This window comes from Lyngbya confervoides BDU141951 (genome assembly GCF_000817775.3).
Lineage (GTDB): Bacteria > Cyanobacteriota > Cyanobacteriia > Thermosynechococcales > Thermosynechococcaceae > Lyngbya > Lyngbya confervoides.
Genome location: NZ_JTHE03000019.1, coordinates 55,097 through 77,738, shown reverse-complemented (window position 1 = coordinate 77,738; position 22,642 = coordinate 55,097). Strand labels below are relative to the sequence as shown.

18 protein-coding genes and 1 pseudogene are annotated in these 22,642 nt (G+C 54.5%); 7 read left to right on the top strand and 12 right to left on the bottom strand.

Translation table 11 applies throughout. The features are described from left to right. Positions 1 to 59: 59 nt before the first annotated feature. The 8 genes from QQ91_RS02905 to hemB form a co-directional block, all read right to left on the bottom strand. Positions 60 to 1,586 carry a restriction system-associated AAA family ATPase gene (locus QQ91_RS02905; protein WP_166279800.1) on the bottom strand — a complete coding sequence of 509 codons (1,527 nt, stop codon included), beginning with the start codon at positions 1,584 to 1,586 and terminating at the stop codon, positions 60 to 62. 43 nt (positions 1,587 to 1,629) lie between these two features. Next, entirely contained in the window at positions 1,630 to 3,195 is a 1,566-nt protein-coding gene (locus QQ91_RS02900) for a restriction endonuclease subunit S (RefSeq protein ID WP_166279797.1), read from the bottom strand. Then, positions 3,192 to 4,856, bottom strand: coding sequence for a type I restriction-modification system subunit M (locus tag QQ91_RS02895; RefSeq protein ID WP_166279794.1), 1,665 nt, complete (start codon positions 4,854 to 4,856; stop codon positions 3,192 to 3,194). The genes QQ91_RS02900 and QQ91_RS02895 overlap by 4 nt, the downstream gene beginning before the upstream one ends. Positions 4,857 to 4,879: 23 nt before the next feature. Beyond that, the gene (locus QQ91_RS02890) at positions 4,880 to 5,209 is read right to left on the bottom strand and encodes a XisI protein (protein WP_166279791.1); all 330 of its coding nucleotides are present in this window, start codon (positions 5,207 to 5,209) and stop codon (positions 4,880 to 4,882) included. Next, a complete protein-coding gene (locus QQ91_RS02885) occupies positions 5,197 to 5,610 on the bottom strand; it encodes a XisH family protein (protein WP_166279788.1) in 414 nt (137 codons plus the stop codon). Before QQ91_RS02885 ends, QQ91_RS02890 begins: the two co-directional genes overlap by 13 nt. Before the next feature lie 77 nt (positions 5,611 to 5,687). Then, positions 5,688 to 8,495, bottom strand: coding sequence for a type I restriction endonuclease subunit R (locus QQ91_RS02880; RefSeq protein ID WP_166279785.1), 2,808 nt, complete (start codon positions 8,493 to 8,495; stop codon positions 5,688 to 5,690). Positions 8,496 to 8,625: 130 nt separating this feature from the next. After that, positions 8,626 to 9,042 carry a Uma2 family endonuclease gene (locus QQ91_RS02875; RefSeq protein ID WP_166279782.1) on the bottom strand — a complete coding sequence of 139 codons (417 nt, stop codon included), beginning with the start codon at positions 9,040 to 9,042 and terminating at the stop codon, positions 8,626 to 8,628. Between the two features lie 147 nt (positions 9,043 to 9,189). Next, entirely contained in the window at positions 9,190 to 10,173 is a 984-nt protein-coding gene (gene hemB / locus QQ91_RS02870) for a porphobilinogen synthase (protein ID WP_166279779.1), read from the bottom strand. 210 nt (positions 10,174 to 10,383) lie between these two features. On the opposite strand from hemB, the gene QQ91_RS02865 reads away from it, so the two are divergent. The 6 genes from QQ91_RS02865 (at position 10,384) to QQ91_RS02840 (ending at position 18,640) form a co-directional block, all read left to right on the top strand. After that, on the top strand, positions 10,384 to 11,943 hold the full coding sequence (locus tag QQ91_RS02865) for a rhomboid family protein (RefSeq protein ID WP_166279776.1): 1,560 nt from the start codon (positions 10,384 to 10,386) through the stop codon (positions 11,941 to 11,943). 253 nt (positions 11,944 to 12,196) lie between these two features. Continuing rightward, positions 12,197 to 13,426 carry a tetratricopeptide repeat-containing S1 family peptidase gene (locus QQ91_RS02860; protein ID WP_166279772.1) on the top strand — a complete coding sequence of 410 codons (1,230 nt, stop codon included), beginning with the start codon at positions 12,197 to 12,199 and terminating at the stop codon, positions 13,424 to 13,426. A gap of 19 nt (positions 13,427 to 13,445) precedes the next feature. Further along, positions 13,446 to 13,919, top strand: coding sequence for a protein tyrosine phosphatase family protein (locus tag QQ91_RS02855; RefSeq protein ID WP_166279769.1), 474 nt, complete (start codon positions 13,446 to 13,448; stop codon positions 13,917 to 13,919). A gap of 212 nt (positions 13,920 to 14,131) precedes the next feature. Further along, positions 14,132 to 14,275: a CAB/ELIP/HLIP family chlorophyll-binding protein gene (locus tag QQ91_RS02850; RefSeq protein ID WP_166279766.1), complete on the top strand. Its 144-nt coding sequence runs from the start codon at positions 14,132 to 14,134 to the stop codon at positions 14,273 to 14,275. A 287-nt stretch (positions 14,276 to 14,562) separates the two neighbouring features. Further along, positions 14,563 to 15,558: a tRNA dihydrouridine synthase DusB gene (gene dusB / locus QQ91_RS02845; RefSeq protein WP_236096047.1), complete on the top strand. Its 996-nt coding sequence runs from the start codon at positions 14,563 to 14,565 to the stop codon at positions 15,556 to 15,558. A gap of 73 nt (positions 15,559 to 15,631) precedes the next feature. Beyond that, a complete protein-coding gene (locus tag QQ91_RS02840) occupies positions 15,632 to 18,640 on the top strand; it encodes a UPF0182 family protein (protein ID WP_201277288.1) in 3,009 nt (1,002 codons plus the stop codon). A 21-nt stretch (positions 18,641 to 18,661) separates the two neighbouring features. Here QQ91_RS02840 and QQ91_RS02835 read toward each other — a convergent pair whose 3' ends face one another. Further along, a complete protein-coding gene (locus QQ91_RS02835; protein WP_166279760.1) occupies positions 18,662 to 19,297 on the bottom strand; it encodes a hypothetical protein in 636 nt (211 codons plus the stop codon). Between the two features lie 270 nt (positions 19,298 to 19,567). On the opposite strand from QQ91_RS02835, the pseudogene QQ91_RS02830 reads away from it, so the two are divergent. Next, a pseudogene (locus QQ91_RS02830) lies at positions 19,568 to 20,557 on the top strand (D-cysteine desulfhydrase family protein). A 28-nt stretch (positions 20,558 to 20,585) separates the two neighbouring features. Here the strand turns inward: QQ91_RS02830 and QQ91_RS02825 are convergent. From QQ91_RS02825 to QQ91_RS02815, 3 genes are all read right to left on the bottom strand, one after another. Continuing rightward, positions 20,586 to 21,179, bottom strand: coding sequence for a hypothetical protein (locus QQ91_RS02825; RefSeq protein WP_166279757.1), 594 nt, complete (start codon positions 21,177 to 21,179; stop codon positions 20,586 to 20,588). Positions 21,180 to 21,183: 4 nt separating this feature from the next. Continuing rightward, positions 21,184 to 21,897, bottom strand: coding sequence for a TIGR04283 family arsenosugar biosynthesis glycosyltransferase (locus QQ91_RS02820; protein WP_236096046.1), 714 nt, complete (start codon positions 21,895 to 21,897; stop codon positions 21,184 to 21,186). A 143-nt stretch (positions 21,898 to 22,040) separates the two neighbouring features. Next, the gene (locus QQ91_RS02815) at positions 22,041 to 22,481 is read right to left on the bottom strand and encodes a hypothetical protein (RefSeq protein WP_166279751.1); all 441 of its coding nucleotides are present in this window, start codon (positions 22,479 to 22,481) and stop codon (positions 22,041 to 22,043) included. Positions 22,482 to 22,642 lie beyond the last annotated feature (161 nt).

Sequence of the window (22,642 nt, the reverse complement as noted above, 5' to 3'; positions counted from 1 at the left end):
CACAATGTCGTGGATGCTCTCATTGCTCTATTTTCTGGAAGCCCCAAACCTTTCTTACTTCAGCCTGAGTAGTTACGAAATACCAGCACTTTTTCTGGCCGACTGTCGGAGATCACAAAGGGGGTGTGGGTAGTAATGAGCATTTCTTGGCGATCGGCGTCGCCGAAGCTGTCGTAGAGGCGAGTGACAAAGTTGGCCCGCCAGTCGGGGTTGAAGTGGGTCTCAGGTTCATCCAGCAGAAACAGGCTGTGGGTGTTTTTGAACAGCAGGCAGAGCCCCAGGGTGTGCAGTAGCTGGTGTTCACCATCGGAGAACGATTTTAGCAAAACCGGCTCAGCCACATCGGTTTTGGTGAGCCAGACGTTCTTAAAGCGGATGATGCGCTCATCGGCGGCGAGGATGGGCACGCTTTCGCTGACATAGAGGCTGTCGGATTGATACAGATCGGCTTTGAGCGAGTCGCTGACGGAATAGAGATTGAGCGTTAGCAAGACCTGAAATGCCTGGAACAAACCGATCGGAGAGCCAGTAATCGCAAAGTCAAAGTTTTCGCGGAAGGCTTGCCGGGTGGCTTCGTTGACGTAATAGTCCAGGTAGAGAGTGTCCGTTGTAGGGTCGAGGAACCAGCAGGTGGCACAGCGCTTAAAGCGGGCAATGATGGCGTTCGGGTCATCTTCCTCGCCGTCGAGTAGCTTGACCACGTTGACGCGACAGCGGGGGAAGCCATCGTCTGTCTCTACCGGCTCCAGGGCCGGATGACGGGCAATGATGTCTTCAATGGATTGCTGCTGGGGGCCGCTCAGGATGGCAAAGGCCGATATTTGGTCGATGTCTAACTCAAAGCTGAGCTGGATGACGATGCGAAACTCTCGCAAGGCTGCGATGCCGATATCTTCCTGAAAGGGGCTGAGGGTTGCTGCGTCCTGTAGGAGCAGGTTACAGAGCAAAATCGCTTGGCTAAAGCCGCTGTCGAGATAGACGAGGCGCGATTCGGGTCTGCCGGGATAAGACAACTGCTGGGTCAGCGCCTGCCAGTATTCGTCAAACTGGATGAAGCGCATTTTGAAAAAGGGCAGGCTGAGAATTTCGTTCTCGCCGGAGGAGTAGCCGAGGATATAGTCGGGCAGCAATTGACGGCGCAGCTCTGCCCCAGCGGGTAACGCCTCCCAAGCTTCCTGCAGCGGATTCCACAAGGCCCAGACTGGGGCTTGCTCGGGCGGTTTAATGATGCGGATGCGAACTTGTTCGTCTTCGCGATCCAGGTCTGGGGGCGGTGGCATGAGGTATTCAATCTCAAAGCCGTCTGGGCTGGCCTGATCGCTCCGAAAGCCGTTAGGGTTTTCCTGCTCTTCGTAGCGGAAACTATCCGGCAGGTTGAGCAGGTACATGCACTCCAGATGGTAAAAAATCGCCGCCAGCACCTCCAGCAGGTTAGATTTGCCGCTGCCGTTGCGGCCAGCCAGGATAAACGGTGCAAAGCCTTGCTCGTCTTGTAAGGCCCACTCGGTGCGAAAGTAGTGCTCAAACCCGGTTTGGAGGCTGCGGAAGCCCTGGGGATCGGTGATTTTTAAGCGCAGGAGTTTCATGCCAGCACCACGCAATTAGCAACGTTATGGGGATGCGCTGGCGTCATCGGGGGCTGGTTGTTTGGAGCTGAACGCGGTTTTTGGCATCGTCGTAGGTTTGGGTCAAGTGCTGATCGCCCAATGCCTCAAAGACCCAGGTTTGAACGGTGTTGTATTCCGTTGTGCTCCAGTCGGGTAGGTCTTCTTCGGCGGCTAATTCGATGAGGCGCTGCTGGGCGGCTTCGATGAAGGGACGGGGAGAGAAGGGGGCATGGTTTAGGTGGGCTAGCCAAGCGGCTAACCATTGGTTGATGAGATCTTGGCGGCCTTCGGTGGAATGGAGGGTCGTTAGCTCGGGGGGAGCGGGCAGGTTAAAGGGTTCCGTTGGGGTCGGGGGTTCGGGGGTTTCGGTGGGCTCGGCTGGGGTGGTGTCGGTGTCTCCAGCGGGTAAGGGAACCCGCGATAGATCCAGTTCTCCTTTGAAGGCTTTTTGGCTGAGTGCGCCATAGAGGTTTTCGAGATCTGTGAGACTTTGTTGATACCGAGATTTAATACCTTCAACCTTTTCCACAATTGTAGCGAAGCTATTTTGGAGACTGATATCTGGGTCAATGATTTCAAAATTTCTAATTTGCGTAAGATTTAGACCGGGCTTTGCCTGTCCATATTGTTGCTTCTCAATTATGCGCTGACCGCAATTCGGCATCGATAGATAAAAGGAAAGGTAAATAGGGTTAATATTCTCGGTTCTAATAATTGAAACATGTTGGCTAATATATGCCTCCTCAAAAATTTTGGGGACGTAGCAAACTCTCCCAATTTTTGAACCTGTAATTGTTAGCAATACATCATCTGGTTGCACCCTTGTCCTTTCTGCCTCTTTGTTGTCTGGCGGATTAACATAAATAACATCATCCGAACCAATGCTATTCATCTGGACATCAAACGAACGAATAAACCGCTTTCCAGAATCAGCATAATATTTCGCCCATCCACGACCGCCACTCGTTAAATGCGTTATGTATGGATCGAGAATCGAAATCTCATGATTTTTCGGATTCTGAAACGGATCGCCGAACATCTCTAGGAAGATGCTTTTGAGTAGGTCGTCGAGTTGTTGCAGGTGTTGTTTGCGCTGGGCAATTAGCTCTTCCACCTTGCCAAGCACATAAGCAATTCGCTTTTGGTCATCCAGCGACGGGAGAGGAATTTCAATTTTCGCCAAAGACTTAGAGTTTAGCGTTTTCCCCATTACAGCTTGGTTAGAGCCAATAAGTTTGGCAACTTGCAGAGCAAAAAAAAGATAGTCTCTACTCAGTTGCTCTTTATCCTTAATTAATAGTGCAGCTATGGCTTCATTTGTATACAGATCACAACCTGCGAAGGCCATCTTGCCGATTGTCAACTTAAAACTAAAAAGCAATGTACCTTTCGGAATTTTTCTACATCGCTTTTGCTCAACTGCATAATCAGTAATTTCTTCTTTAGTTTCACAAACCACTTTTGAGTTGAGATCTGAAATGGATACCCATTTATTTCCTTTCCCCCAATATTTTGCTTCTTTACGTGCCGGAGTACGACCAATAACAATATTACAGAGTTCAGAAAGCGTGTTTATTGGGTAACTCATCCAATCATCTCCCGCAACTCCACCAGTTCCCGCACCATCCCGCTTTGCACCCTGGCTAAATCCTCATCGCCAAAATCACCCACCTCAGCCTGAATTAACCTTTCCAAGATCACCCCTGGAGCTTCATAGTTCACCTCTTCAAACACCTCTTCCTTGTAGCGGCTTAAGCTCAGGTCATACCCCTCAGCCTCAATGTCGTCACGGGGCACCAAAAAGCACTTTTGGGTGCGGTCAGCGTCCGTCTCTTGCTCTTGATCGAGGGCCTGGTATTTGGCGACAATATCCTGCAAATCGCCATAGCCCTCCTGCTTGGTGCGCTTGTCATCCAGCGAGTAGCCATCGCTCGCCATCTCGTAAAACCACACCTGCTCGGTGGCGGGGGCAGTGACTTTCTCTTTCGGTCCCCACACTTTGGTAAACAGCAAAATCGCGGTGCTGACCCCGGCATAGGGCTTAAACACGCCGCTAGGCATCGTAATGACAGCTTTAAGCTCGCAGCGCTCCACCAGTAGCTTGCGCAGAGCCTTAAACGCCTTGCCCGAGCCAAACAATACCCCCTGGGGCACAATCACGCAGGCAGTGCCGCCTTTTTTCAGCAGGCGGTAAATATTCTCGACAAACAGCAGTTCCGTCTTGGTGGTCGAGAGGGTCAAGTTTTCGTTTATATCACCCTTATCAATGCTGCCAGTGAACGGCGGGTTGGCCATGACGATGTCATACTCCCCCGCTTCGTCGTAGCTTTTGCTGAGGGTGTCTTGATAGTCGATGTGGGGCTCGTCGATGCCGTGCATCATCAGGTTCATCAAACCCAGGCGCACCATCGTGCCGTCGATGTCGTAGCCGTAGAGGCAGTTTTGCAGAATGGTTTGCGCGTCTTCCGTGAGGGCCGCCGCTACCGAGGTACGGACAAAGCCGTCTTCATCAAGCGGCAAATCCTTAGCCCCAGCTTTGATCGCCAACTGCGTCACAATGTACTGGTAAGCCCCCAGCAAAAAACCACCCGAACCGCAAGCCGGATCGGCAATCCGATGGCCCAGTTGTGGCTGCACCAATTCCACCATCAGCTTAATAATGTGGCGCGGGGTGCGAAACTGCCCATTCTTCCCTGCTGTGGCAATCTCCGACAGCAGCATTTCATAGACATCCCCCTGGATATCTTGAAACGCCTGGCCATGTTCCTGGGAGTCTCGCTCCATGATGGCGAAGATCTGGTCGATGGTTTTCACCGCTTCCACCAGCAGGGTGGGTTTCGGGATGATGAACACCGCATTCTTCATATGGTGGGAGAAGTTCGACTCCTCACCATTCAGATCCTTCAGAAAAGGAAACACCCGGCTCTGGACGTGCTGCAGCATCTCCTCCGCCTGCATCCGCTTAAACTCGCTCCAGCGCAGCGTGCCCTTGTCGATGGCGTATTGCTCAGGGTTTTCCTGCTGGCGATACTCCGGTGGAATCCAGGTGCCCGCAAACTTTGAGGTGTAGGGCTCGTCGGTCCATTCGGCATCGGCCTGCTTTTTTTGATCCAGCTCATCCACCCGCTTCATAAACAGCAGGTAGGTGATCTGCTCGATCGCCGTCAGCGGGTTAGAAATACCCCCCGACCAGAACTTGTCCCAGAGCTGGTCGATTTGGCTTTTGAGTTCAGGGTTGTTTTGCAGCATTCATCAATTGTCAGAAAATAACATTAGGCAACGCTGTATTGGGTATAGGGGCGTTTATAGGGGGGCTGTAGTCCCAACACAATATCTGAGGCCGGAATGCCTCGATTGACGAGTTCTTGGCCTAGATCGGCCTCGGTCATGTTTTGTTGAATCCAGATTTTCTCCTGCTTGATGTCTAGGTGAATATAGCAGGCATAAATTCGGTTTAGCCCTTGCCAGCCAACCTCTAGCAGTTGATAGTGATCGTTTTCGGTGTCAAAAATAAGTTGGCACTCAATATCTGGATCGGTATTTTTGGCGTGACTTTTTAGGATGTCTTTAATGATTTCTCGGTAGTTATCTAGTGTTGCCATAGGATGATCTCCTCTCTGGTGGGATTATAGACCAAGAGCTTTAGGGAATAGCTTTGAATGGCGGCTTGAACGAAACGTTCTTGAAAAAAGTTGTTTGCAATATCTTCAGGAACAGCCAAATAGAGGGTGCGATCAGGGTCGGTCATTTCTAGGGCAAGGCGATAGTTGAGAAATTGACCTAATGCGGTATGAAAATCGCTGATGGCAGAGGGTTGAATGAAGCCCTTAACTTCGATGGCAATCTTCTGTCCATCCCGCTCTGCGGCAAAGACTTTCTCCGCCGCTAGGTCGATTTCTAATTTAATCCGATCAATCCGGATTACTAGCGGATCCTTCGTAATTGTCCATCCTTCTTTCATTAAAGCTGTTTTGACGGATTCGTGAAACAAATCCTTGGCCATATTGGCATACCCTCCTATGCCCTCATGATGAATCCGAAGCGCACGGCTTGAATTCTGAGGGGTTGCGTCCCCCATCATCAAGCGGCCAGCCGCTCGGTGAGCTGTAGAATTTCGGTAATTTCTGCCGGGCTGAAGACGCCCCGAATCCCCTGGGGATGAATCACCGTGAACGGAGCGCTGATCAGGTCTTTCTTCTCCACCCGCTCCCGCTCAATGATGAAGGTCTTCAGCAGGTTCAGAAATTCCAGTTGGCGGCTGCTCAGGCGGCTGTGCTGCCGGATAAACTGGTCAAACGCCTCGCTGACCGATTCTGGAAAGCTTTGCAGGGTTTCCAGGCCAAGGATGTGGCGGATGAACTGGATGAATCGCGCCTTGCGGTTTTGATACACCTGGCGCAGTAAGTCTTCGGTGATATGGGGATGCTCCGCATGGAGGAGGGTGGCCAGGGCGTCGGCTTCCTCGGGGGCGATTTCTTCACCGTTTTTGAGCTTCATCAGCACCGGGTTGCTTGCCGTCAGCTCAGCAATCACCGCTTCCACCATTTCCCGATAGCGGCTAATGCTCACCGATTCGTGCTGGGGGCCAAACTCTACCCGCTCCTTGCGGTGCAGCTCATCCACCAGGTTGAGATACACCGGCCCAGCGCTGGTACTCGATTCGCGAAACTTCATCAGCGGCCCCAGGCGCGTGTTTAATTCATCGAGTTCTGTCTCAAGCTCAGTCAAATCCCCCTCGGCCCAGTAGCGGTTGGTTTGGGCGGCGCGAATCAGGTCTTCCTCCGCTTTCACAAAATTGACCGACAGCGGCAGCTCCCCAATGCGCTGCACAATGCTCTCCCGCAGGTTTTCGGCCTTGGCTGGGTCATCCTGGAGTCTGGCCAACCCGTAGGCCACCAGGTCGCGCTCAAAACGCATCGCCTTAAAGTCCACCTCCGACACCGTGCGAAACAGCGGCTTAATGGCAGTCCGCAGGAACTCCAGCTTGGGGTGGTCTAGGGTGACCCAGAAGTTTTCATCGTCGAGGCGGGCCAGGGCCGCAGCGGCTTCCTTGATGATGACCGAGTTCGGGGGCAGCGCCGCGATCTGCCGACGAAGCTTGGCCACTTCCTGCTCGGCGATCGCACCTTGGCCGCGATCGTTCGCAGCTTCGATCTTGTCGAGGCGCAGCCCCACCAACTGTACCGGCAAGGGCAGCTGGGGCTGCAGCTCTTTCCCTTGCGGCTGTAGCTTAAAATACTCGAAATTGTCCCAGCAATCGAGAATTAAGAACACCTCTTTGGCCAGACACCAGGGCTTCGGTTTGCGGGCCTCCAGCAACCGCGTACCGCGCCCAATCATCTGCCAAAACTTGGTGTAAGAGTAGACCGGCTTGGCAAACACCAGATTGACGATTTCCCGCACGTCAATGCCGGTATCGAGCATGTCCACACTGATCGCCACGCGGGGCATGTCGTTGTTGGTGAACTGGTCCAGCAGCCCGCCTTTGCCGTAGACCCTGGGGTCTTCTGAGACCAGTACCTTAGCCAGTTCGCCTTTGTACTGCGGATACAGCTCGTCAAAAATCTCCTCCATACGCCGAGCGTGGGCTTTGGAAGAGCAGAAAAAGATGGTTTTACCGGGCAGCACCCCGTTGGGATCTTTGATGCACTCTTCCATAAATTCCTTGACGATCAGGGTGTTGGTGCCCTTGTTGATCACCTGCTTTTCGAGCTGTGAGCCTTCAAAGTTAATTTCCTCGACTTCCTGGCCTTCTAGCAGCAGCTTTTTCTGGTCTTCCAGCGAGATCGTGCGCTTGCTGATGCCCTCCATCTGAAACTTGGTCTGAATCTTCATGACCTGAAAGTTACACAAATAGGGGGGAAGGTTATTGACCGCTTCCTCGAAGGTGTAGGCAAAGGTGGGGAGACCATCCTCACAGTGAAAGAGCTGAAAGGTGTTGTGGTCAATAATGTCGGTGGGGGTAGCCGTCAGCCCCAGGGTGATGGTTTTGAAATAGTTCAGAACTTCTTGATAGGTGTTGTAAATCGAGCGGTGACTTTCATCCACCACAATAAAATCGAAAAAATGGGGCGACAGCGGCTGTACCCCATCCCGAATGATGTTGAGCATGGTGGGATAGGTCGAGACGTAAATGCGGCGGTCTTTGGCAATCAGCTTCTCGCCCACCTTGGGCCAGCGGGGTTCATGGGGCAAATGTTCCTTAAAGGCGGCCAGTGCCTGTTCCCGCAGCGCAATGCGATCAACCAGAAACAAAACCTTTTCAGCATGGCCTGCCCGCATCAGGGTATCAACCAGGGCAATACAGGTGCGCGTTTTGCCGGTACCCGTTGCCATCACCAGCAGAAAATTACGTTGCTGCTGGTCAATGCCCTCCAGAACGGCCCGGATGGCGCGAATTTGATAGTCGCGACCAGCAATGTCGGTGTTGATTTGCTCCTGGGTTAGGGGCTTTTTATTCCGGCGAATGTATTGGAACCGTTCTAAATCATCACGGGTGGGAAAACCCACAACCTTTCGAGGCGGATAGTGTTCCAGATCCCAAAAGTAGATGTCGTGACCGTTGGTATAAAAACAGAACGGCAGTTCACCACCCTGTTGCTGCTGGATGTTATAGCAATATTGCTTGGCCTGTTCACGACCGATCGCAGCATCCTTGCTCGACTTTTTAGCCTCAACAACCGCTAATGGCTTTCCATCCTTACCAAGCAAAACATAGTCACTAAATTGATGCCCCTGATAAGTCGTTCGTGACTCAGCAAGAGCTTTCGAGCGAGTCGTTAGAATGTTGAATTCCTCAATGACCTGTGTTTGGTCTTTGACGTTCCAACCTGACTGCGCTAGAAGCTCATCGATTAACTCAATGCGTGTCTGCTGTTCACTTTTCATCTGGTCCTGCTTTTAGCATCTAAGTGCAAACGCAACGATTCTGTGGGATGAAGGCCTTTAAGATGTCATATGAGCCTTTAAATTTTTATGGGAATACAAGAGATCGCGCCCCTTGCAAACGCCCTTTCTCTCACCAAATTTTTTCCCTAGCCGAGCACAGCTCAATCACAACGTCTGGACAAAGGGGGGCAAAGGACGCCTGTTCTGCTGGGGTTAACGCCCTCCATCGATCTGCCCTAATCCAGGCCGCATCCGGCGATCGCATGGCCCCATTCGGAAGGGTAAACCCGGTACTAGAATCAAAACCTAGGCCCGTTCCATCTGGCTCAGCCCACAGCCCAAGCGGAACCGATACATTAAAGTTATGATTTCCCGTATCTGAAAAGGCGGGAGGCATCACAATCACCTCGCCTTCGGCCGTACGTTCAATCCGCAGGTCGCGATTGGCCTGACAGAACGCATAAAACTCCTCCCGAGTCATCGGAGCAGACGCTAAGCAGACCGTTAAGGGAGTCGATTCAGTCTGCATTCGGAGCGTTGTGGTCATTGCAGGATCTCTCTCCAGAACGCGACCTAGCGGTTTCCATTGTAGCCCTCACTCCTATTCCGACGACAAAGCGCTCCGAGGAAGCCTCCCCGAGCGCCGTTTAAAGTTCAACTTGATCTTGTTTAGATCGATCGCCGTTGCCCCCGCTTAAGCGCCTAACCAGCGCGCCGCATCCTTGGCGTGGTAGGTCAAGATTAAATCAGCCCCAGATCGCTTAAAGCTCATCAGCGTTTCTAGAACCACTTTTTCTTCATCCACCCAGCCGTTTAAGGCGGCCGCCTTCACCATGGAATATTCTCCAGACACGTTGTAGGCCGCCACAGGCAAATTAGAAGCCTGCTTTACCTGCCAAATAATGTCCATATAGGCCAGAGCTGGCTTCACCATGAGCATATCTGCCCCCTCTGCCAGGTCTAGCTCAATTTCCTTGAGGGCCTCGCGCGAGTTGGCCGGATCCATTTGATAGGTGCGGCGATCGCCAAACTGAGGCGCCGACTCCGCCGCATCTCGAAAGGGACCGTAGTAGGCCGAGGCATATTTCGCCGCGTAGGACAGAATGGGAATTTCTTCAAAATTAGCCGCATCTAAGCCAGCGCGAATGGCCTGCACAAAGCCATCCATCATACCCGAAGGGGCAATGATATCGGCTCCAGCATTGGCCTGGGAGACTGCCGTTTTTTTGAGCAACTCCAGGGTGGGATCATTTAAAACCCGTCCTGCCAGGTCGCCTGTTTGCAGATAGCCACAATGGCCATGGTCCGTGTATTCACACAGGCAGGTATCCACAATCACCATCAGCTCTGGAACCGCCGCCTTCACCGCCTCCGTGGCTTTTTGCACAATGCCGCAGTCATGCCAGGCACCGGTGGCGTCGGTGTCCTTATCCTCAGGAATCCCAAATAAAATCACGGCAGGAATGCCTAGGTCGTAAACTTCCTTGGCTTCCTCAACAATTTTATCCACCGACAGCTGATACACTCCCGGCATCGAGGAGACTTCCTTGGCAATACGGTCTCCGGGTACGGCAAAGAGGGGATAAATTAAATCGGCGCGGGTGAGGACATTTTCCTGCACCATTCGACGCAGTTGGGGATGACGACGCAGACGACGCGGGCGGTGGACTGGAAACATAGGATCTACTGGGATCGCCTCTAAAGGATCGCAACCGGCCAACCCTGCCAGGCAAGCAGGCGCTAGACCAAAATTCTAGTATAGGATGGCGATCGCCCTGACCCAATTGCGCCAGCGAAACGTTACATTCTATGAACCCCCCTAGGGAGGTGTTCCTCCTGCCCCTAGCCCAGAGATCCCCTCATTGACAGGTTTCCCTTCAACTGATTCATGGATATTGCCGATATTTTACTTTGGTTGATTGTGTTCTCCTGTGGCTTGATTTTCTGGCAATCTCTGCGAGTCTCGGGGGTGAAAAGCCTTTGGTTTTGGGTTTCCGGGGGCCTGCTGATCCTGTTGGGTCTGGGCTGGAATGATCCGACCCTGTTGGGGATAGCGCTGCTGCTCTGGGCGGTGTTCCTCCTGGCGCCGCTGCTGGGATTTGCCCAGGTGCAGCGCTGGATTCGCCAGGGAGACTACCTGCGGGCACGCCGGTGGATGCAGGGGCTGCGCTTACTTCATCCCAGTGACAGCTGGCTGCAGTATCCCAGAATTTGTAGCGCCATCCTGTTTGCCCAAGGGGGGCAGGTTCAGCTCGCTCACCAGCAATTAAAGGGTCTGGAGCGATCGCTCAATCCGTTAGCCCTGGAAGCCCATGCCCTGGTGTTTGCCCTCGAAGGGCACTGGCAGAACTGCTTGCAGTGGCTCGATCAGCTGCCTGCGGCCAAACATAAAAGCTTGACCTTCAGCATAAGCTACTGTCGCGCCTTGGTAGAAACCGGACAATGCGATCAGTTTTCCGCCTATGTTGAACAGATCGCTCCCCTACTGCGTCAAAACTCCCGGGAGGTTCATCTGCTTAAGGTGGTGGTGCTGGCCCTGGGAGGGCAGTATCGCAGTCTGGGGCAGATTCTCCAGCGCACCCCCTTAACGTCGGATGTTCAACGCTATTGGCTGGCCACGGCAGCCATGACCGGCGGGCAAACCCAGCTTGCCCTCCAACAGTTTCAGATCCTGCTGCAGCAAACCCAAGATCCCTTCCTGCATCAATCCATTCAAGCGCGGATCGCCCAGCCTCTGCCCGCTATTGCCCCCTACCTCAGTGCCCAAACCCGGCAGATTCTGCATCGTATTGCTCCAGAGCCCCCCCAGTCCCAGCGCTATGATTTTGGCCAGCGCACCCGTGAATTTGCGGGAATGACCTGGCTGCTCATTGGGGCCAATCTGGCAATGTTTACCCTGGAGGTGCAACAGGGGGGAAGTCAAGATTCCGCAACGCTCTATCAGCTGGGAGGGCTATGGCCACCAGCGGTCTGGGCTGGGGAATATTGGCGTCTGGTGGCGGCCAACTTCCTGCACTCGGGGCCGGTGCATCTGGGCATGAACATGTTGGGTTTGTTGGTGCTTGGCCCATTTGTGGAGAAAAGTCTAGGGGTGATCCGCTACAGCCTCGTCTATGCAGGCAGTGGTCTGGGTGCCGCCCTCTGCATTGCCTACCTTCCCAAATTCATCGCCGTGGAGCCTGAATTTACCGTGGGTGCCTCTGGAGCGGTGATGGGGCTGGTGGGGGCTATTGCTGCCATTACCCTCTGGGGCTGGTTGGTGGAGCGGTTATCCCTGGCTGGTCGACGGTTTCGAACAGTGCTGCTGATGATTGGTATTCAGCTTGCCTTTGATCTCTCCCTAGAAAACATCAGCATTACGGGCCACCTCTCCGGCTTGGCCAGCGGCTTTCTGCTGACCCTCTCGATTATTCTGGTGTTTGGATTTCGGGGAGTCTCGTCTGGGTAGCCGGCGGATCGCCCTGCCCCCTCTGTAAACGCCACGCTTTGGAGATACCATGCTCTGGGTCACAGAATGCTCTGGATCACAGAATGCTCTGGGTCACAGAATGCTCTGGATCACAGAATGCTCTGGGCAACAAACGCTACGGATTTTGTGATCGTTGTGATCGCGATCAAGGCCATTGCGGGAACACAGGTTAAAATGGTCGGCACTGCCCTTGCCCAGTCGTGAGTTTCCTCAAAAATAAAGACTAACAACGATGAAATTGCCGCAGCTCTTGTCGGTTTGCCTCAGCACTGCCCTGACTGTTGTTTTGACGCCAGCCCTCGCTTGGGCGCTTAGTCCCACTGAGGTAAACGAAATTGCCAAAAACATCACCGTTCGTATCCACAGTCAAAGTCCCGGATCGGGCGTGATGATTCGCCGCGATCGCAATACCTACACTGTCCTCACTGCGGCCCATGTGGTTGCCACCACAGACAGCTATCAGGTCATTACCCGCGACGGCCGAGAGCATGAGATCTCCCTCAATTCAATTCAAAAGTTTCCAGGGTTAGATCTGGCGCTGCTGTCCTTTGACAGCAGTCAGACCTATGCCACGGCCAAACTGGGAGACCCGCAGCAAGTTTTAGAGGGCAGTCCCAGTTTTGTGGCGGGATTTCCCGTGCGCACCCAGGCCATCACGGACATTCTATATACCTTTACCACGGGGACCATCACCGCCCACGCCAGCCGTCCCCTGGCCGATGGTTATGCCCTGGTTTATTCCAACAACACCCTTCCCGGCATGAGCGGCGGACCGGTCCTCAACAATGCTGGAGAACTCTTGGGTATTCACGGACGGGCAGATACCACGACTGAGGTTCAAAACGAAAACGTTAACCCTGATATCTTTATCAAAACTGGATTTAACCTGGGGATTCCCCTACCAGCCTCCCTGGATCATTCGGTGGCTAGCGCTCCTCCTCCTCCCCTGCCGGTGGCGCGCGCCGATGACTTCTACCTGGAGGCGCTCCAGGCCTATCGCCAGGGCAACACCCCCGAAACTCTGCGCCTGTCGAGTCAGGCAATTGCCAAAAACGCTGGGTTTGCCCCAGCCTACTCCATCCGGGGGGCGGCCCGCTGGGTGTCCCAGGATTTGAACGGCGCCCTGAAGGATTTTGACCAAGCCCTGCAACTGGACCCGAATTTAGGTCAGGCTCATATGGGTCGGGCTTTGGTGCAGTCTGCCCTGGGCAATCGCCAGGGAGCCCTAGCAAGCTATACCCAGGCAATTCGGCTCCAGGGGAACCATGCCATTTTGTATTACAATCGCGGCATTGTCTACTACAACGAGGGTTTGAAACAAGAGGCCCTTGAGGATCTGCAAACCTCAGCCGATCTTGCCCTCCAGGCCAATCAACCGGTCGATTATCAACGTGCCCTAGAGGCTATTCGCATTGCTTCTAGGGACTGTCGTCAGTCGATTCGCAGTCTCTGCGATCGCTAAGCTGGATTCGGGTTCCTCCATGTCCCCCTTGACTGATATCTATGCCTTTTTGCAAATTTCAGACCGCATTAGCACCGCTGGTCAACCGCAGGTAGATCAGTTCCCCGTCATTCAAGCCACGGGGCATACCACCTTGATCAACCTGGCCCATCCCGATGCGCCCGGCGCCATTGCCCATGAAGCAGACCTGGTGGCTGCCTCGGGGCTGCAGTATATCCATATTCCCGTGCTGTGGCAGGGACCGAAAATTCAAGATGCGCTGTGCTTTTTCGAGGCCATGAATCACCATCAAGAGGAGACCGTCTTTATTCACTGCATCGCCAACAAGCGAGTGTCCGCCTTTATCTATCTCTACCGTGTGCTTTGCCTGGGCACCGATGCCGCCACCGCCCGGCAAACCCTGGAGCAAATTTGGCGTCCCAATGCGATCTGGCAATCCTACATCGATGGGATGGTGCAACAGTTTTCTCCCCGAACCGCCCCGGCTCTCTAGACCCGACAATCCCTGGCCCCCAAGAGGCCCACCCTGGGAACGGCACTTTGCCCATGCACCCGGAGGGCAAGGAGACCACAGGGTTTGCTCTTGTCCAATCCAAAATAACCAAAAAGTATTCTCATTTACCAACCTAATCTGTAAAGCTGTGTTAACTTGAATGAAGAAAGATTGACATCCGGTCAATCTTGTAAATCATTGAGGTTGATGTCATGGAAAATAACGACGTAAAATTTGGATTTGTTAAGTTTGCGGAAACCTGGAATGGCCGCCTGGCAATGCTTGGTTTCCTGATCGGTGTGGGCACCGAGCTAATGACTGGGCAGGGAATCCTGTCTCAGCTTGGTCTCATGTAAGGCCTTGACTGCATAAAAACTGTCCGGATGCCTGCTGGTGAGCCTGACTTCAGGGACTCACCCATAGGGTACGGCGCTTCAGCTTCCCAGGAAACTTAAACCCTGGGAAGCTTTCCTGCTGAAAATATTTCTCAAAAGAATAGTTGCCTGAGTGGAGAAGCGGATCTGCGAGGAGGAGAGGGGCGATGGGGAAGCCGGGCTTTGGGGAATGGCACAATGGAAAGGATCCCCAGGCTTAACAGTCTTCGATGGGGTCTGCGGTTTCTGTCTTGCTATTCTCGAAGTCTATGTCTGAGTCCGTGCGATCGCGCCTGAGCCCCCCCTTGGCTATTGGCAACGTGGTGGTCCATAGCCGTGTCCTGCAGTCCCCGCTTTCTGGGGTCACTGATCGCGTGTTTCGGCGCCTGGTGCGTCGCTATGCGCCTGACTCCATGCTGTATACAGAAATGGTGCATGCAACCCGCCTGAGCCATGTGAAGGATCTGCCCCGGATCATGGAGGTGGATCCAAAGGAGCATCCCATCAGTATTCAGCTGTTCGACTGTCGGCCAGATTTTTTAGGAGAGGCGGCCCAGCGGGCGGTGCAGGAGGGCGCAGATACCATCGACATTAACATGGGCTGTCCGGTGAACAAGATCACCAAAAAAGGAGGAGGTTCGTCCCTCCTGCGTGATCCCCAAACTGCAGTGGCCATTGTGCAAGCCGTGGTTAAGGCGGTTGAGGTTCCGGTAACGGTGAAAACTCGAATTGGTTGGGATGAGCATGAAATTAATATCCTGGAGTTTGCCCAGCGCTTGGAGGAAGCCGGGGCCCAAATGATCACCCTTCACGGTCGCACCCGCGCTCAAGGCTACGCCGGTCCGGCCCGGTGGGACTGGATTGGGAAAGTGAAACAGGTTTTGTCGATTCCGGTCATTGCCAATGGGGATATTAACTCCGTTGAGGCGGCAGTTCAATGTCTGGATCAAACGGGAGCCGACGGGGTGATGTGCTCCCGAGCAACCCTGGGATATCCGTTCCTGGTGGGAGAGATCGATCACTTCTTAAAAACCGGGCAGCGACTGGATCCCCCCAGTGTGAAGGAACGTCTTAGCTGTGCCCAGGTGCATTTGCAGGATCTGTGGGTCTATAAGGGCGATCGCGGTATTCAACAGGCGCGCAAGCACATGACCTGGTATGTCAAAGGATTTGAAGGGGCCGCTGATCTGCGGGATCGGCTCTGCCGCATCCAGAGCGTTGAGGAAGGAACCCAGCTGCTTCAAGCCGCTATCGCCGCCTTATAATCCCTCGCTTGAAGGCTGGAGGGGAGATGGGGTTGCTATGATCGGGCCGAGGGCTTGAGAAAGGAACCACTTCGTGAAGGGAAACATCGCAGTCGACACGACACAGCGCAGCCGCGCCCCCCGACCCCCAGGGCGATCGCCACTGATGCGTGGGATCGGACCTTTAATCTTGCTGGGGGGAGTGGGCCTGTTTTTGGCCTTTGCCAAGCTGGTGGTGGATGGGCTGTGGTTTCAAGAAGTCGGCTACCTCCCCATCTTTTGGATTCAGCGGGGCTCCCAGGCTTGCCTGTGGGCCATTGCCATCGCCGTAACCCTGGTCAGCATGGGCGGCAATTTTTGGCTGGCTCACCGCCTGGCCCAGGCTCGGCAAGCCGCTCCCTATCCATCGGTCCAAACCCCGGCCTTTTCTCCGGGCTACCTCGCCCTGGCGCGGCTAATCCTGAGCGTCACGGGGATTATTCTGGCCATCTGCGTCATTGTCATTCACTACACTGCAGAGGGACTACCCTACTGGTCTCCCAACCTGGAAACCCAAACCCATAGCCTGCAACAGCTCTCGCTGAACTCCCTGGGAAGAGCGTTCCAGCTAGTGCATTCTCAGCCCTGGGTGGGCCTGGGAGTGGCTGGTGCCTTTGGACTATTCCTGACGGTGCCCCTTCTGGCCCTGGGGGGGGTTACCCTGTGCATGGCCCTGGGGTTTGGCCTAATTTTGTCCCATCAATGGGCCGTGATCCTGGCGGCTTTTAACGTTTCTGCCTTTGCTGATACCGATCCCTTATTTCACCTCGATATTGGTTTCTACGTCTTTCAGCTTCCCCTCTGGGAGCTGTTTCAGTTCTTAATTGTGGGAATGGGGCTGCTGACCTTTTTGGGTGTGACGCTGTACTACCTGCTGGCCGGAGATAGCCTGCGCCAGGGGCGGATGCCGCGCTTTACCAATCAGATGCAGCGCCACCTGTACGCGCTGGCCTCCCTGCTCATGTTTTCCATTGCCCTGAGCTGGGGCCTGCATTGCTTTACGCTGCTTTACTCTCGCGAGGGTGCGCTCTACGGTGCCGGGTTTACCGACACCAATGTCCATCTTCCCGTGCGCATTGCCCTGGGCACAGGCGCCATCCTCATTGCAATTTTCTGTCTCTACCGCGCTCTGGTTTGGAGCAATCTCCCTCGACGGGTGCGGCTCTATCCGCTCCTGAGCGGCTATGGCGGGATTGCCCTGGTGCTGGCAGTGGTGCTGCCCGCCCTGGTGCAAAATACGGTGGTGCTGCCCAATGAGTTGGCCCGAGAGCAACCTTACCTGGTTCACAGTATTCAGGCGACTCGCCATGCCTTTGGACTGGACACCATTCGCGTGGAAACCTTTGATCCCAGCGGTAGCCTCACGGCCCAGCGGCTGCAAGAAAACGCCCTGACGGTGCGAAATATTCGACTTTGGGATGCCCCCCCGCTGCTGGAGGCCAACCGCCAGCTTCAGCGCATTCGGCCTTACTATGAATTTGCCGATGCCGATATCGATCGCTACACGCTCCCCACCGAAAACACCCAGGAAACCCCCGTTCCCGCAGCCCCCTTTGAAAAGCGCCAGGTGTTAATCGCCGCACGGGAACTGGATTTCAATGCTGTCCCGGAAGTGGCCCAAACTTGGGTCAACCAGCGTCTGGTGTACACCCATGGCTTTGGGTTTACGGTCAGCCCCGTCAACCGCGCTGCCCCTAGCGGCTTACCGGAATATTTTGTGCAAGATATCAGTGCTGATTCCGACAGTGTCGATCAGACGTTTTCCGCCATTGATATTCGCAATTCAATTCCCACCCAGTCTCCGCGCATTTACTTTGGGGAAATGACCCACAACTATGTCTTAACCGACACGCGGCAGTTGGAGCTGGACTATCCCAGTGGGGACGAAAATGCCTACACGCGCTACGCTGGCACGGGCGGCATTCCCATTGGGGCCTACTGGCGGCGGATCTTGTTTGCCACAACGCTGCGGGACTGGCAGATGTTGCTCACTCCTAACATTACCGGCGACTCTCGCATTTTAATGAACCGGCTGATTCAGGACCGGGTTCGTCTCATTGCCCCCTTTCTGCGCTTTGATAACGATCCCTATTTGGTGACGGCGGCGGTCAAGGAGGATCGCACCGGGCAGGTGGAAAACGTGCTCTACTGGATTATTGATGCCTATACCCTTAGCGATCGCTATCCCTACTCCGATCCTGGCTCGCAAAACTTCAACTACATTCGCAACTCCGTCAAGGTAGTGGTGGATGCCTACAGTGGTGCAGTGCGGTTTTACAATATTGAGCCCGATGAACCCATTTTGCAAACCTGGAGTAAGGTCTTTCCAGGCTTAATCGAGCCGATTGAGGCCATGCCAGTTGAGCTTCGCGGCCATCTACGCTACCCCATCGATCTATTCCAGGCTCAGTCCCAAGCCCTGCTGGCCTATCATATGACAGATCCGCAGGTTTTCTATAATCGGGAAGACCAATGGCGCTTTCCCACCGAAATTTATGGCAACGAACCCGCGGAGGTCCGCCCCTACTATCTGATTACCAAGCTGCCGGAGGGACAGAGCGAAGAATTCATTCTTTTGATTCCCTTCACCCCGGCAGCGCGCAATAATTTAATTGCCTGGATGGCTGCCCGCTCCGATGGCCAAAACTACGGGAAACGACTCCTCTATCAATTTCCTAAGCGAGAGCTGGTTTTTGGTCCAGAGCAGGTGGAGGCGTTAATCAACCAGGATCCGGTCATTTCTCAGCAAATTTCCCTGTGGAATCGTCAAGGATCACGGGTGCGCCAGGGAAATCTTCTGATTATCCCCATTGAGCGATCGCTGCTCTACGTGGAGCCGCTTTACCTGGAAGCTGAAAAAACCAGCGTGCCCACCCTGGCGCGGGTCATCACCCTCTATAAAGACCGCATCGTGATGGCAGAGTCCCTGGAAAAGGCCCTGGGTGAGCTGTTTAGTCAAGGTCCCCTAACGGAGGCTGAATCCGCCATTGTTCGGCCCGTGGGCAATGGGGAGGTGGTGCCGCCCTCGCCAGAAGCCGCCCCCGCCCCCCAGGGAGGCGACTAGGACCCCAAGGGCGGATCTCCCTCAAACCTCAGGATTGAGATCGCGTAACCACAGATCTTTCCCAATTCGCGCCTGCGCAGCCCACTGCTGCAGGTCCGCCACAATCTGATTCTGGACCTGCAGGCATTGGCTCGCAATGTTTGCCCGGACGCTAAAGTAGGCCGTTCCGCCTTCGGGACCGCCGGAGTTATGGGTCAGGCCCACCAGATGCACAAAACTCCCGTTGCCACAGGGAGCCTCGCTCTGGCGGGGCTGACCGACAATTTCCGAGATCTTGGCGATTAGCCCCTCCTGGTCCGGAGTATTCAGGGCTAGGTGCAGCATATAGGCTGTGGGCCAGTAGATCGGGGAGGCCTCTAGTGCCGGTGCATCGTGGAGGAAATGGTTGGCTTGGATGCGATGGTAAAGGTGGCGCAGCGAGTCTAGGCCACCTTTGGCCACAATTTCCATCTCGTACTGATGTTGCTCCGGCAGGAGAAGATTAAAGGTAATCGATCCCACGTAGAGATGATCTGCCTCCAAGAGGCTGGTGACATGGGCAACGATGCCGGGGCGATCGCGTCCCCACATTCGAAACAGAAGCGATCGATCCGATTCATCAAAGGCTTTGACGGTAACGATATCCTGGGGGCATGTCTGCGAGGCGGCAACAACCATGGGAGTTCATCTCAAACGTGACGGTGATTGACCCTAAGGGGCGATTAACTCTATTATTTCAGCCCCACCTCCGCTGAATCTTTAACTCAATCTTTAAAAGTTTTGTCCACACAAGTGTTGTCCCAGGCGTTTTTTTTCGGAGATTTTTCCGCCCTGCCGGAGGCCCGGCAGGGAGAAAATCTAGAATTTTTTGAAGCTGATCCATCGGCCTCTGCCTGGGTGTGACACCATAGATTCACCCAAACCAACAGCCAGGGAGGATTTTTTCCCGTGCCTCCGATTCCACCTCGCGTGCCCTTGGGGTTCTGGCCAACGCCCTTGGAACCGCTGCCGCGCCTGTCAAAGTTATTGGGGGGTCCCCAATTATGGATTAAACGCGATGACCAAACTGGTTTAGCCTGCGGCGGGAATAAGACTCGCAAGCTGGAATATTTATTGGCGGATGCCCTTGCCCAGGGATGCGATTCTGTGGTGACCGCTGGGGCGGCTCAATCGAATCATTGCCGACAAACGGCGGCGGCGGCGGCAAAGGTGGGGTTGGACTGTTACCTTCTGCTGGGGGGATCTCCGCCCGCACAGCCCCAGGGGAATTTGCTGTTGGATCAACTGCTGGGCGCTCAAATTCAATGGACCGGATCGCTGCGTAAGGGAGAACAGATTCAGCAGCGGGTCACTGTGCTCTAGGCCCAGGGGCGCCATCCCTATCTGATTCCCTACGGTGGATCCAATAGGGTGGGAGCCTGGGGCTTCGTCGCGGCAATTGCTGAGCTAGATCAGCAGCTTGGGGCAAATTCAGACCGAGGGAAACCCTTTGATGCGCTAGTGGTGGCTTCTAGCTCCGGGGGGACGCAGGCGGGGATGGCAGTGGGGCTGAAACAGGCGCAGTGGCCCACCCGGCTGATTGGAATTGCGATTGATGCAGAGGAAAAGTCCTTGTTGGAAGCCCACTTAACGACGTTGGCCAATGATCTTGGACAAGATTGGGGTCTGACCTTTCGGGACCAGGAGTTTGAGGTCAATCGATCCTATTTAGGGGCCGGCTATGGGGTGGTGGGAGATCCAGAGCGCCAGGCCCTGCGGCTATTGGCCCGAGAAGAAGGCATTATCCTTGATCCTGTTTATTCTGGACGGGCCTTCGCGGGACTGCTAGGACTGATCCGCAGCCAGGAGTTTAGCCCTGCCCAGCGAGTCCTGTTTTGGCATACGGGCGGTATTCCGGCCCTCTTTGCCTACGGCGATTGCCTGGGCGCAGAGAGGTAAGACCGTTAAGTTCGGGTGGATCAGCGTCCTAAGCGCTAAACATCAAGGCAATGATCAGTAAAAAGATCATGCCAAACCAGAGGATCATCGCGATCGCCAGAAAGGTGCCAAGCTGCGATCGCGGCTCTCCTGAATCCGGCTGGTGGGGCAACAGCACGTGGCTCAGGATATAGCGAAATTTCCCAAAATAAATCCGTCCCCAATAGGGGGTTTGCCGCAGAATGAACAGTTGCCCTTGGCTATGGTCCCAAACCGCGGGCAAATAGAATTGCGCAAAATATTTCTGGGGCGCCCCCAGGCAAATCCGCTGGGCCTCTGGAGTGACGCGCTTTGCCAGATAGGCCACCAGAATCGCGTTCCCTGACTGCAGTCCCCGGGGGAGGGGAGAGGGGTTCAGGCGCTGGGCCTGGTCAAAAAAGGACTGGCGCTCCTGAGCCATCATCTCAGGGGTGAGGCAATCGACGCTGCGCACAAACACCGTGTAGTTCACGCAGGTTAGCAGGCAGTCCCAGTAAAAGTTATGTCGCTTCGCAATCAGGGTATGGGGATCTGTTTTGAGGATTTCAAATCCAAGGCGCTGCAGTTCCTGCCGTTGAGCCCCAAGGGAGTATGAATCTGGCATGGGATCAAGTCTCCAGAGAGGGGGAGGAAGCACGGGAGGCATGATGGGGCCTGTACCAGCGCGCTAGGCGATGGGGACTCACTCCCCAGTGATAGAGAAACATTAACAGCCAATTGCGCAGGGTAGTGTAGAGTAAGCCTTCTTTTTGCCATCGTCGCGCCGATACTTGAATCGGGGTGGCCAGGAATTGAATCCGATACCCCTGCTGCTTCATACGCTGCATCAGGGCCACATCTTCCATAATGGGAAAATCGGGATACCCTCCGATCGACTCAAAAACCGCCCGTCGCACAAAAATCCCCTGGTCTCCGTAGGGAATTCGCGTCAATCGCGATCGCCAACTGGAAATCCGGCCAATGATCCGCAGTCGCCAATCCGTCGCATCAATTCGCAGATCAAAGGCCCCGCCGCTCAGCTTAGGATCCTCAAGTAGGCCCTGGATTGCCGGAATCGCCTGGGGAGGAAGTCGATTGTCCACGTGCAAAAACAGCAGAACCTCCCCGGTGGCCAGGGCAGCCCCGGCATTGAGCTGCGATCCCCGTCCGGCCGATGCCGTGATGCCCATCACTCCCGTGGGGAGTGGCGAAACTGCCGCTAGCGTTGAACCCTGGGGATCGCCATCCACAATGATCACCTGATGGAGTTGCGCGCAAACCCCATGAAGATGAGCAAGCAGCTTGGGAAGCGCCGCCTGCTCATAGAGAACCGGGATAATCAAGGTTAGTTTGATGTGCTCTTGAGGCAAACCGTTGGGCAAATGATCTGAGGTTGAATCGTCTCTAGAGGAATCGTCTATGGATGAACCGTCTATGGATGAACCCTCTACGGATGAACCGTCTGCGCGGGGGCAGATCAAGAGAACTAGTCGCCTTCGGCAGTGGGAATTGGCCCATTGTAGTCAATATTCACCAGGCTTCCATCTAAGGCAACCGTCACTACGCTTTGCAGGCTCGGGGGCTGTGCCGGTCGCCCGCCTAAAAAGGTGTAGGTTAAGGTACCGTTGCCATTGTCTTTATAGGGAGCCTCGGCGGCAGGACCATACATTGCTTGCTCAGCTCGGTAGTTGTTCAGCCCACCGTTGGCATTTTCTGCGGCTTGGCGGGCGAGGTTCATGGTGCGAGTGAGGGCACCGGGTTCATAGCTCGGGGCCGGCTTGGGAGTTGGTTTGACTAAATCGGTGGGGTCTCCGATAAATCCCTCGATGATTTGCCGGATGGAGTCAATATTTTGACCAAATGCAGGCTGGACGGAAAGCGATAGAGCTATACTTGCCAGAGCCAGGGGAATCAGCTTTCTGCTCATAGTCGTACCTTCGATGAAGAATCTATTTTGACTGTACGATTATTCTCTAGGCACAGCAATGAATATGAAGTTATTTCGATCACCCGATTCTGTGATCTGTCTCATGGGTCTCCCTGGCGTTATCCCGTCAGGGTGGGGTTGGGGATCCTGGGAATTGGCGG